General features: G+C 74.2%; 11 protein-coding genes. 3 read left to right on the top strand and 8 right to left on the bottom strand.

Annotated elements, in window-relative coordinates:
- Positions 1–201 precede the first annotated feature (201 nt).
- The 7 genes from J2S46_RS38655 to J2S46_RS38625 form a co-directional block, all read right to left on the bottom strand.
- A complete protein-coding gene (locus tag J2S46_RS38655) occupies positions 202–1,470 on the bottom strand; it encodes a glutamate synthase-related protein (protein ID WP_191293512.1) in 1,269 nt (422 codons plus the stop codon).
- Complete coding sequence (locus J2S46_RS38650) at positions 1,467–2,468, bottom strand: asparagine synthetase A (protein WP_191293510.1); 1,002 nt, start codon at positions 2,466–2,468, stop codon at positions 1,467–1,469. Before J2S46_RS38650 ends, J2S46_RS38655 begins: the two co-directional genes overlap by 4 nt.
- Before the next feature lie 169 nt (positions 2,469–2,637).
- A complete protein-coding gene (locus tag J2S46_RS38645) occupies positions 2,638–3,918 on the bottom strand; it encodes a methylaspartate mutase (RefSeq protein ID WP_191293508.1) in 1,281 nt (426 codons plus the stop codon).
- Entirely contained in the window at positions 3,915–4,328 is a 414-nt protein-coding gene (locus J2S46_RS38640) for a cobalamin B12-binding domain-containing protein (RefSeq protein WP_307352922.1), read from the bottom strand. The genes J2S46_RS38645 and J2S46_RS38640 overlap by 4 nt, the downstream gene beginning before the upstream one ends.
- Positions 4,329–4,621: 293 nt before the next feature.
- Positions 4,622–5,947, bottom strand: a complete 1,326-nt coding sequence (locus J2S46_RS38635; RefSeq protein ID WP_191293507.1) for a helix-turn-helix domain-containing protein — start codon at positions 5,945–5,947, stop codon at positions 4,622–4,624.
- A 391-nt stretch (positions 5,948–6,338) separates the two neighbouring features.
- A complete protein-coding gene (locus tag J2S46_RS38630; RefSeq protein WP_191293505.1) occupies positions 6,339–6,692 on the bottom strand; it encodes a hypothetical protein in 354 nt (117 codons plus the stop codon).
- Positions 6,693–7,254: 562 nt separating this feature from the next.
- The gene (locus J2S46_RS38625) at positions 7,255–8,112 is read right to left on the bottom strand and encodes an alpha/beta hydrolase (protein ID WP_191293503.1); all 858 of its coding nucleotides are present in this window, start codon (positions 8,110–8,112) and stop codon (positions 7,255–7,257) included.
- 100 nt (positions 8,113–8,212) lie between these two features.
- Here J2S46_RS38625 and J2S46_RS38620 point away from each other — a divergent pair, with 100 nt between their 5' ends.
- Together J2S46_RS38620 and J2S46_RS38615 are read left to right on the top strand one after the other, a co-directional pair.
- Positions 8,213–8,623: a winged helix-turn-helix transcriptional regulator gene (locus J2S46_RS38620; RefSeq protein ID WP_191293502.1), complete on the top strand. Its 411-nt coding sequence runs from the start codon at positions 8,213–8,215 to the stop codon at positions 8,621–8,623.
- A gap of 80 nt (positions 8,624–8,703) precedes the next feature.
- Complete coding sequence (locus J2S46_RS38615; RefSeq protein WP_191293500.1) at positions 8,704–8,862, top strand: hypothetical protein; 159 nt, start codon at positions 8,704–8,706, stop codon at positions 8,860–8,862.
- Here J2S46_RS38615 and yczE read toward each other — a convergent pair.
- Positions 8,840–9,562, bottom strand: a complete 723-nt coding sequence (yczE, locus tag J2S46_RS38610; protein ID WP_229913249.1) for a membrane protein YczE — start codon at positions 9,560–9,562, stop codon at positions 8,840–8,842. The two genes, J2S46_RS38615 and yczE, sit on opposite strands and share 23 nt — an antisense overlap.
- Positions 9,563–9,723: 161 nt before the next feature.
- Here yczE and J2S46_RS38605 point away from each other — a divergent pair, with 161 nt between their 5' ends.
- Entirely contained in the window at positions 9,724–11,100 is a 1,377-nt protein-coding gene (locus J2S46_RS38605; protein WP_191293498.1) for an aminotransferase-like domain-containing protein, read from the top strand.
- The last annotated feature ends 94 nt before the right edge of the window (positions 11,101–11,194 follow it).

Below are 11,194 nucleotides of genomic sequence, written 5' to 3'. Positions count from 1 at the left end.
GCTGCCGCTGCGGGACTTTCAGGTACCGCTCGCAGGTGCTCCGGGTACCGCGTTGCGGGTGTTCGGGTACCGCCTCGCAGGTGCTCCGGGTACCGCGTTGCGGGCGTTCGGGTCCCGCCTCGCAGGTGCTCCGGGTACCGCGTTGCGGGTGTTCGGGTACCGCGTTCCGTCGGTGCCTTGTAGCGCGCTCCGGTGCGGGAGTCAGTTCTCCTCGGCGGGGGACCACACGTCCTCCGGCCCGAGCGTGCCCGGCGCGTACTTGCCGAGCGAGCTGATCAGCAGCCGCATCTCGGTGCCGAGGCATTCCACCAGGCGGACCAGGCCGTCCTGCGGGTCCTCGGCGACCGCGAGCAGGGCCGCGCGGCCGAGGCCGACCGCCGTGGCGCCCAGCGCCAGGCTCTTCACCGCCCGGCTGCCCTCCCACATCCGGCCCGAGACCAGCAGCCGGCCGGGCGGCGGGCCGGACGGGAGGGCGCCGAGCCGGCGCAGGCACTCGGCGAGCGGCAGCCCGACGTGCCGGGGGAAGGCCGCGGGCGCCCAGCCGGTGCCGCCCTCGGCGCCGTCCACGGTCACCGCGTCCGCGCCGGCCTCGACGGCCGTCCGCACGGCCGCCGCGACGTCCCGGCCCGGATGGAGCTTCACCCAGATCCGCACCCGGGGGAAGTTGTTGCGCATCAGCCGGACCTGCTGGCGCAGGATCTCCTCGGTGAACGTGCCGGGGCTGCTGGAGCGCAGCACCCGCTGCCCCTCGAAGAGCGGGTCCAGACCGTAGCGGTCCGCCACCCGGGCGGCCGCGGCCGCGTCCAGCACGGTCATCCCGCCGAGGCCTGGCTTCGCGCCCTGGCCGACCTTCAGCTCGAAGGCGAGGCGGCCGGAGTCGAGCAGCGGCCGGGCGGCCGGGTCGCTGTGCACGAGGTTCCAGACCTCGGCGTCGGCGTCCTCGGTGCTCTGCTGCACCGCGACCCCGCCGACGCCGTCGGCGAGTCGCTCGGTGTAGGCGGTGAGGCGGCCGAGCAGCGAGCGCCCCGCCGCCTCGCCGAGGCGGCCGTAGCCGTTCACCGGGACGACGTTCTCCCCGATCACCATCGGGATGCCGAGCGCCCCGGCCTGCCGGCTGAGCGCCAGCCCGAGGTCACCGCCGGCGGCGCGGGTCGAGCCGAGCGCCGAGACGTAGACCGGCGCGGTGGAGCGCAGGCCGCCGATCGTGGTCGACAGGTCGACGTCCTGGTAGGTGGGTTCGCGGCCGAGGTCGATGAGCTTGGCCAGCCGCTGCTCCATGAACACCGGCGGGGTCAGGCGCAGTGCGTCCAGCCGGTCGGGCGGGCCGCCGAGGCCGTCCGGCCCGTCCGGCCCGGCGCCGAACAGCACCTGCCCGTAGTCCCCGGCGGGCGGGAAGGCGGCGGCGGCGCCGGTCCTGGCCCGCAGGCGGACGGCCTCCTCGGGGAACCCGGGTGCGGCGAGGTCGCTCACGGCGAGACCACCCCGGCGAGCTTGGGGTAGGCGCTGGCCTGCCAGACGGCGTCCAGGCCGGCGACGTACCGGGTCAGGCGCTCCACGCCGATGCCGAAGCCGGCGCTGGCGGGGATGCCCTCGCGGACCAGGTCGAGGTACCAGCGGTACTTCTGCGGGTTCTCGCCGGTCTCCCGCATCCGGGTGATGATGTCGGCGTACTCGTTGGTCCGTTCGCTGCCGCTGCACAGTTCGCCGTAGCCCTCGGGCGCGATGAGGTCGAAGTTCCGCAGCAGGCCGGGCTCGCCGGGGCACTCACGGTCGTAGAAGCCGCGCGAGCCCTTGGGGTAGTCGGTGACGAAGAACGGGCGGCCGGCCTTGGCGGAGAGCAGCGCCTCGCCCTCCCAGTCGAGTTCGGCGTCGGGGTTCTGGTCGTGCCCGGCCGCCCGGAGGTCGAGCACGGCGTCGCTGTGCCGGACCCGCTCGAAGGCGCCCTGGAGCAGGCCGTGGAAGGCGTCGGTGTCCCGGCCGAGCTCCTCGAACTCGGCGGGCAGCGCGGCGACGGTGCTGCGCACCATGTGCACGACCAACTGCTCGACCAGTGCGGTGATCTGCTCCCGGGAGGCGCCGGCGACCTCGACGTCCAGCTGGTGGAACTCGACCAGGTGGCGGTTGGTGCCGGCCGTCTCCAGGGGTTCCAGCCGGACGTTCGGGGCCACGCAGAAGATCTTGTCGAAGGCCAGCAGGGAGGCCTGCTTGTAGAGGATGGCGCTGGTCATCAGCTTGTAGCGGTGGCCGTAGAAGTCGATGTCCACCTGCTTGGAGCCCCGGGCGCCCGGGTCGGTGACCGGCCCGATGACCGGCGGCAGCAGTTCGGTGAAGCCCTCCCCGCGCAGGAACTCCCGCGCGGCGCCGAGCAGGTGGTGCTGGATGCGCAGCGCGCTGCGCGTGGTCGGGGACGCCAGGTGCCTGCCGGGGTCGGCCGGCGGCGTGGGCCCTTGCGCGGTCTGCACGGTCATGGTGCCGTTCCCATCCTTGTCGTGGCGCGGTGCCGGTGGATCGCACGAAGAGGTGCGCGAAGAAGTGCGCGAAGGCGTGCACGGGTGGAATGCGCGGGTGCAGCGCGGTGGAACGCTCCGGAGGAGCGCGGTGGAGTACCCGGGAAAGCGCGGCGGGCGACCGGCGGGCTCAGCGGGCGACGTGGATCCCGCCCGCGACCGGGGTACGGAACGCCCGCCGGTCGTAGGTGCGTTGTACGTACGACAGCGCACCGAGCAGTTCGGTGGAGCTGAGCGCGGGGGCGGAACGGGCGCGGCCGGCCCGGCCGATCGGCATCGACCCGGGGTCCGACCAGTGCAGCCGACCGTCGGGGTCGAGCCTGCTGCGGGCGCGGCCGGCGTTGTCGGGATGCAGGCAGTACGGGACGTCCAGGTAGCCCTTGGCGAAGGCCAGCACCAGCGCGCGGCCGATGTCCGGGTGCAGGTCGAGGACGGCGTCGATCAGGTGCCGGGCCTCGGCGCGGATCCCGGTGTCGGGGGCTGCACCCGGCGGGCTGCGCCGCTCACCCGCGGCGACGGCGGCCGCGCTCTCCAGCGCCCGGACGTTCTCCCCGACGGTGGGGATGCGGTACGCCTCGGCGGTGGTCTTCACGATCAGCCGGGCCGCGCCGGTCCGGACGGCGAGCCGGGCCGCCTCGTCCAGCAGCAGCTGCGCGCCGCCCGGCGACAGCGGGTAGACGCCCATGTACGTGTAGATCACCACGTGCCGGTCCACGTCCGGGAGCAGCTCGGCGGCGATCGCCTGCAGGGCCGTCACCGCCTCCTCGTCCTGGCGGGTGCTGGCCTGCTGGGCGTAGCTGAGCGAGATGCTGCGCAGCCCGTGCTGCCGGAAGAAGAGGCCCTCCAGCACGCTGAGCGCGATCAGCAGGCCGGGCGGGCAGAGCTGGCCCATCATGCAGCCGCCGAAGGTCTCCAGGTGCGGTTCGGCGCCGGCCGTCCGGGAGGCGGCCAGCAGCTCGCAGCAGCGTCTCCAGCTGTCGACGGCCTCGGGCAGCGGGGTGCGGCTGTACGGCAGGCAGTACGAGACGGGGCCGCCCTCGGTGGCGTGCAGGCCGGCGGCGAGCAGCGCCGCGAAGATCTTCTCGGGGCGGGCCGAGCCGTGCCGGACCTGGACCGGGAAGCTGTCGTCGGCGACGCCGTGCAGCACGGACCGGGTGACCCCGGGCGGGTAGCTGGTGATCGGGTAGCCGTTGAGCGGGACGCCCTCGGCGACGGCCCGGCGGGCCGCGGCCAGCTCGCCGGTGCGGGTGTAGCTGTCCAGGGTGACGGTGCCGACGGTGGTGGCGGCCGCGTTCCTGGTGGCGAGCAGGCCGGCCCGCATCCGGTCGGGCTCGCTCATCCCCATCCGTGGTTGCACCACCAGCGCGCCCGCCGCCCGGGCGCCGGCCACGAACGGCCCGAACGCCGTCACAACAGCACTCCGGCCGGCAGCGAGCGGACGTAGGAGCGGAAGGCGTCCACCGAGGCGGCCTCCTCGAAGACCGCGTCGAAGCCGGCCGCGAGCAGGGTCCGGGCGCGGGCGCCGTCCTCCGCCCCCGCGATGCCCAGCTTCCCGCCGATGACGATCGGCGTGCCGCGCAGCTCCGGGCAGGCGCGCAGCCCGGCGATGACCCGCAGGCCGTCGTTGTATCCGTGCCCGTTGACGCTGCTGAGGACGACCAGGTCGGGTCGGCGCCGCCGGCATTCGGCGGTGATGACGTCGTCCGGGACGCACGGGCCCAGATTCGTCACCCGGTGGCCGAGTTCTTCCAGCAGCAGCTGGAGAAACACCAGATTCCAGGTGTGCGAATCGGAGACCATGGTGGTCACCACGACATTCAGTCCGGCTTTTCCGGCCTTTCCACGCTCCACGGACTGCCCCTCGTCACATAGTGGGCCAACGTCGACCGACGATCCGCGTCGATTCCCGGGCGAATTCCTCCGCCTGCCCTGACGAAAAGCTTATTGACCGTGTTCCGTGCCGACCGGCAGATCACCCGGCAGCACATCGGCAGATCACCTGGGGAGGGGCCGGGCGGCCGGCGGGGCCGCGGTCGGGGGCCGCCGGCGCGCGGCGTCCGCCCGCGCCCCCGCTCCCCGTCCCCGCGGCCACCGTCGCCGGCGCCGGCCCGGCCTCACCCGGCGAGGGCCTCCAGCAGGGGGTACGGCCCCGAACGCTCCTCGCTGCGGGCGGCCGCCGCCGACAGCCAGTTCTCCCGCTCCTCCCGGCACAGCACCCGGAAGAGGTTCAGCACCGCGAACCGGACCCCGCCCTGGCCGCCGCCCACCGTCCGTACCAGCCCGCGGGAGAGCAGCTCGTGCACCACGGCCAGGCATTCCTGGACGGGCCGGCCGCTCAGCGCCACCGCCTCCTCCACCGTCCACCCCTGCTCACCGTCGGCCAGCAGGCCCAGCAGGGCGCGCTGACGGGGGCTCAGCAGGTGCAGGGCGCCGGTGAGCGCGTCGCGGACGTCCTCCCGCTCGTGGCAGAGCGGGGACGGCGAGCTGAGGGTGAAGGGGTTGCCGCACAACCGGGCCATCAGCTGGCCGGGCGACTGGACCAGGGTCCAGCCGGCCGCGAGTTCCAGGGCGCCGGGCAGGCCGTCCAGGTAGCGGCAGAGCGCGCCGACCGCCGCGCCCTCCTCCCGGCCGAGCCGGAACCCGGGCCGCACCCGGCGCACGTGCGACAGCAGCAGGCGCACCGCCCCGACCTCGGCCAGCCGCTGCGGGTCGTCGTCCAGTTCGGGGGCCGGGGTCTCCAGCGGCGCGAGCGGGATCACCTGCTCGCCGTCAAGTCCCTGGGGCACCCGGGAGGTGATCAGCACCCGCAGTCCGGCGCAGCGGTGGAAGAGGTCGTCGAGGGTGGGGGCGTTGACGCCGCCGTCGGCGCCGTCGAGCACCAGCAGGGTGGGCCGGTCGCCGATCTGCTCGGCGAGCCCCTCGGCCCGGCCGGGCCGGCCCACCAGGTCGGCGAAGGCCGCGCCCGGGCCGCCGGGCTCCCGCTCGCCGCAGGCCACCCAGCGCACCGCCCAGCGCACCGACTCGTGCAGCCGCCGGGCCACCTCCAGGGCCAGCCGGGTCTTGCCCACTCCGCCCAGACCGACCACCGACACCAGCCGGTCGCCGTGCACGGTGAGGACGTCGGCCAGCACCTCGGCCTCGGTGCTCCGGCCGACGATCGCGTTGCGGGCGGCCGGCGGTGCGACGGGTTCCTCCACCGGCGCCTGCTGCCGGGCGGCCGCCTCGAAGGCGGCCCTGCTCCGCCCCTCCAGCCGCAGCGCGTCGGCGAGCAGCCGGACGGTCTCGTGCCGGGGACGGTGGACGCGTCCCGTCTCCATGTCGCGGATCGCCCGCACGCTCAGCGTCGCGTGGTCCGCCAGACCCTGCTGGGTCAGCCCGACACGCTCCCGCCGTACCTTGAGCAACTCGCCAAAACTCGACACCGGCTGACCGCCGTCCATGCCAGCCCCCCTTTCCTCGCGTTCGGACAACACTCTCGGAAGCTCCGGTTCGGCCCGAGACTGACGACCTCAGTCCTGCGCCCAGGGCGCCGGGGACTGGGCCCGCCTCGGTTCGGCCGGCCCGGATCCCGGTTTCGGCTGTAGCCACTGGACCGGTTCCCCTTACGACCGCGATGCTCCACGCCCGGGTTCTACGCGGGATCAACGGCCGATCACCGTGCCCGGCGCCCGCCGTCCCGCACGCGCCCGGCCGGGCCGTCCGCCTCCGGGAACGACCGCGGTGCGGCGCCCCGGGACGCTCGGTCCGGGGCGCCGCACCGCGGCGGTTCGCTTCGCTGCCGGGCACCTGATGCCCGGCCGGGAGGCGCGGTCGGTCAGAACGGCAGGACCCTCACCGCCTTGCACCCGAAGAAGCGGTAGGTCTGCGCGGCGGCCCGGTCCGTGCAGGCAGCTCGGCCGTGGTCGGGTAGTCGTCGGACTCCACGTTGATGCCCGCGTCGGCGGAGTCGCCGACTGGCGGAAGGGCAACGACACCGTCGTCCAGTCGTCCGAAGGCGGTGGGGTCGTACACGCCCCCGGTGTCGACGTGCAGGGTGATGCGCTCCCAGCCGTCGAGCAGGCCGTCGCCGTCCGCGTCGCCGCTGGTGGAGAGCGGGCTGACCTCCCAGCACACCTTCACCCGGGGCTCGTCCTCGTCGCTGCCGGTGTCGCCGTCACCGGTGGAGCAGGACTGCGGCCAGTTCACGTTGTCGGTGGGGTTGGTGGCGGTGTCCCGCCACTTGCCGTCCTGGTAGTGGACGGTGAAGTGCAGGGCCGGCGGCGTGCGCCATCGCCGGCGCGAGCGCCGGCGTGAGCAGGACGACCGTCAAGGCCGCCAGGCTCCGCAGCCGCTTCGCGGTTCGGTGCACAGGAGTCCCTCTCGTCGCGGATCGCGCCCAGGGATTGTCGGAGGCGGCGATCCGCAGGGTCGTTCGAGAGCGAACAGACGCTTGAGGGGAATCCGCCGAAGGCTGCCCCGCACAGTGTGCCCACCGTTTTTCCACCGGCACGGGCGCACCGCTCGGACGTTCACCACAATTGCGTACGGCGACTTCTCCGCCTTGCCTTTTCCGAGAATCTCGTGTTCGTGGCGGAATGTCGGACGACATGGGCGATGCCACGGTGGCGAAGGATGCGGCGGCGGAGGATGCAGTGGCGGAGGATGCGGCGGCACCTGTCCGTGCGCAGTCTGATCCGGCCGTCCTCGACACCTCACCGCCGGGACGAACGCCGAAACCGCCGACCGCGCTCCCCGGCCCCCGCTCCGGTCACGTCGGCAGATCGGCGGACAGGAAGGGAGCAAGGAGCGTGAACAACGCGTCGGGGCGGTCGAGGGGGATGATGTGGCCGCAGTCCTGGAGATGATGTCCGACCAGGTCGTCGGCGATGGGCCGGAGTTGGCGTTCCAGCCCGGTGCCGACGGGGTGGGAGCCGACGGCCATGGTGGGCATGGTCAGCCGGGCCGTCGCGACGGCGTCCTGGATCTGCTGCGCGCTGGTGGGCAGGGCCCGGTAGTAGGAGAACGCGCAGCGCAGGGCCTCGCTCCCGGTGTAGGCGTGAACGAAGGCCGCCCGGATGTCGTCGGGCACTCCTCGCCCGAGCGTCCCCGAGTCGAGGAACCAGTCGATGTACCGGGCCTCGTTGCCCACCAGGACGGTCTCAGCGAGGCCGGGGACGGCGTGGAAACCGAACCACCACGGGGCGTCGCCCGCGACGACGGGTTCGACTCCGGGCAGGCGGCCGAGCAGTGCCTCCATCACGACCAGGCGCCGGACGAGGTCGGGCCGGCGCAGCGCGAGCAGGACGGCGGGGGCGGTGCCCGCGTCGATGCCGACCACCGCCGCCGAGGGCTCGCCGAGTGCGTCGAGCAGCCCTTCGGCATCGGCTGCCAGGGTACCTGCGTCATAACCCTCGACGGCGCGTGCACTGGCACCGAGGCCTCGCAGGTCCGGGGCGATGACCCGGTACCGTCCGGCCAGTCGGCCCATGATGCCGCTCCAGAGTCGCCAGGTGTGCGGGAAGCCGTGCAGCAGCAGAACCGCGGGCCCGTCCCCGGCGACGGCGACGTTGAGATGTATGCCGTTCGTCGCGATGCGGCGCAGTTGGTGTGCGGTGGTGACGGGCATGACGGCTCCTGTGAGTGGTTACCATTGGTTACCACGAAACGATAGGTAACTGTCCGGCTGCTTCCTAGACGGCACTTTCAGGGAAGGTGGTGAGCCACAGGTGACCACCCGAGGAGCACGGGCCGCCGGACGTGCGGTACGCGGCGATCTGTTCGATCCCCAGTGCCCGACGCGGCAGTTGCTGGACCGCATCGGCACGAAGTGGACGTCCATGGTGGTCAAGACGCTCGCCGATGCCGCACCGGACGAGGTGCGCTTCGCGGAGCTGGGACGTCGGATGCCCGGCGTCTCGCAGAAGATGCTGTCCGTGACGCTGCGAAGCCTGGCCCGCGACGGGCTGGTGTCGCGTCGGGTCGAACCGACCGTGCCGCCGCGGGTCTTCTACCGACTCACCGGACTCGGGCTGTCCCTGGAGGCCGCCCTTGCAGGGCTGCGGACCTGGGCCGAGGAGCACATGGCCGAGATCGACCGCGCCAACGATGCCGTCGACCAGGAGGTCGATGAGGGATAGGCAGGCCGGTTCCGCGCTCCGTACCGGTCGACTTCGGTACTCGACGGACCCGGCGGCGCCGCCCTGCCACCACGCAGGCGGTGGAGGGGAGGTCGTCGGCGCGTCGGCTGGTCCGGGAGGAGCTGGTGCCGGAGGAGCTGGTGAACGAGGAGCTGGTGAAGGACGACGGGGAGATGGCGTTCGAGGACGGCATCCGACGGCATCTCCCGGCCTGCTTCACCGTCCGCCCGCCCCCATGACGTCCCGCCGCCGGTCCCCGCCGGCCGGGGCCTGGGCCTGGGCCTGGGCCGGAGCGGCCGATTCGGCCGCGCCCCGGTAGGCGAAGCGGGGCAGCAGCAGTTGGGCGACCGGGCCGACCGCGAGGGCGTACAGCACGGTGCCGACGCCGACATGGCCGCCGAGCAGCCAGCCCGCGGCGAGGACGGTCAGTTCGATCACGGTCCGGACGAAGCGCAGGGAGCGCCCGGTGACCGCGGCGGCACCGGTCATCAGCCCGTCGCGCGGGCCTGGGCCGAGACGTGCCCCGACGTAGACGGCGATGGCGAGGGCGTTGACGGCGATGCCGGCCGCCAGCAGGGCACCTCGGGCGGCGAAGCCCTGGCAGGGCGGGACGAGCAGCAGCCCCAGGTCGGAGGAGAGGGCCAGGACCGCGATGTTGGCGAAGGTGCCGAAGGTCGGCCGCTGCCGGAGCGGGATCCAGCCCAGCAGGGCGAGGACCCCGACCAGGGCGCTCACGGTGCCGAAGCTGAGCGGGGTGTGCCGGGTCAGCCCGTCGTACAGGACGCTCCACGGGTTGACGCCCAGCGCGGCGCGGACCAGCAGCGCGAGACTGAAACCGTAGAGCGCGAGGCCGAGCAGGAGTTGCGGCAGGCGGCGGAGCGGGTGCTCGCCGATCGGGAGGTAGCCGAGTGGGGGCAGGGTGGTGCGGGGACTGGCCAACGGATTCTCCGGAGCGGGTGCGGGTGCAGGGCGGGTACAGGGCGGGTGCAGGTGCGGACTGCGGCTGCGGGTGCGGGCCGGCACGGTGACGGCCCGGTACGGCTCGAACCTAGGGCGGCGCACCGCACCGCGTCCTGGTCCACCTGGGGCAAACTGGACCAGTGCGCATCGGAGTGGAGCAACTGGTCAGGGCGCTCGGCGAGTGGCAGGCCACCGCCGTCCCATTGGTGGACGCGCTGGACGGCGCCCTTCGGGAGGCGGTGCTGGACGGGCGGCTGGCGGTCGGCAGCGCGCTGCCGGCCGAGCGCCGGCTGGCCGAGGGCCTCGGGGTCAGCCGCGGCACGGTGGTGGCCGTGCTGACCCGGCTGCGGGACGGCGGCTGGGTGCGGACCAGGCACGGCAGTGCCAGTACCGTGCAGCTGCCGCCCAGCTCGGCCGAGCGGTTCGCGCCACCGTCGGCGGACGGCAGTGCCGGCACGATCGACCTGCGCAGGGCCGTCCCGGCCGCGCCGCGCGCCGAGTACCTGGCCGCCACCGCGCGCGCCGCCCGGCGGGCCGGTCCCGCACTGGCGCAGGGTGGCCGGTCCGGCGCCGGGCTGCCCGAACTCCGGGAGGCGATCGCCGGGCGCTACACCCGCGAGGGCCTCCCCACCCGGGCCGAGCAGATCCTGGTGACCTCCGGCGCCCGCGCCGCACTCGCCCTGCTCGCCGCTCGGCTGCGCCCCCGGGTGGTCGCCGTCGAGAACCCGACCTACCCCCGCGCGGCCGCCGTCCTGCGCGGGGCCGGGGCCCGCCTGTCCGGTCTGCGGGTGACCACCGAGGGCTGGGACGAGGACCGGATGCGGGCCGCGTTCGCCGCCGCTCGGGGCGGACTGGCCTACCTGGTACCGGACTTCCAGAACCCGACGGGCGCGCTGATGGACGCCCCCACCCGGCAGGCGGTCGCCGCGGCGGCGGCCGAACACCGGGTGACGGTGGTCGCCGACGAGACCCTGCGCGACCTGCACCTGTCCGGGCCGGCGCCGCTGCCCGCACGGATCCCGCGGGCCGTCCTGGTCGGCTCGGCCAGCAAGGCCGTCTGGGCCGGTGTGCGGGTGGGCTGGATCCGGGCACCCGGCACGGACCTGATCGGCGAGTTGCTGCGTCACCCGCTCTGCGAACCGCTCTCGGCGCCGCCGATGGAACAGCTCGTCGCCGTCGAACTGCTCGACGTGCTCGAACCGCTGCTGGAACGGCGACGCGCCGAACTGCGCTCCCAGCGCGACCACCTGGCCGGACGGCTGGCGGCCGACGCCCGCTGGACGTTCACGGTGCCGCAGGGCGGCCTGGTGCTGTGGCTGCGGCTGAACGGCCTGCGCGCCGACACCGTGACCACCCGGGCGGCCGCCGCGGGGCTGCATCTCGCGCCCGGCAGCAGCTTCGCCGTGGACGGAACGCTCGCCCGCTACCTGCGGGTGCCCTGGACGCCGCCGGCGGCGACCCTGGACCGGATCGCGGACATCCTCGACGAGGCCTGCGCTCCGCCGCCCTCCCGCTGACGACCCGTGTGCCGACGACCCGAACGGTGACGGCCCGTGCACTGACGGCCCGTACGGTGTCGGCCCGGCACCGGGATGACCGGTACCGGGCCGT

This window comes from Kitasatospora herbaricolor (assembly GCF_030813695.1).
In the GTDB taxonomy this organism is placed as follows: domain Bacteria; phylum Actinomycetota; class Actinomycetes; order Streptomycetales; family Streptomycetaceae; genus Kitasatospora; species Kitasatospora herbaricolor.
The sequence above is the reverse complement of the archived record's forward strand: the minus strand, read 5'-3'. Positions and strand labels throughout refer to the sequence as shown.

Coding starts and splice junctions, on each gene's coding strand:
- J2S46_RS38650 (WP_191293510.1), bottom strand. CDS start 2,468: ATGACCGTGCAGACCGCGCAAGGGCCCACGCCGCCGGCCGACCCCGGC.
- J2S46_RS38635 (WP_191293507.1), bottom strand. CDS start 5,947: ATGGACGGCGGTCAGCCGGTGTCGAGTTTTGGCGAGTTGCTCAAGGTA.
- J2S46_RS38625 (WP_191293503.1), bottom strand. CDS start 8,112: ATGCCCGTCACCACCGCACACCAACTGCGCCGCATCGCGACGAACGGC.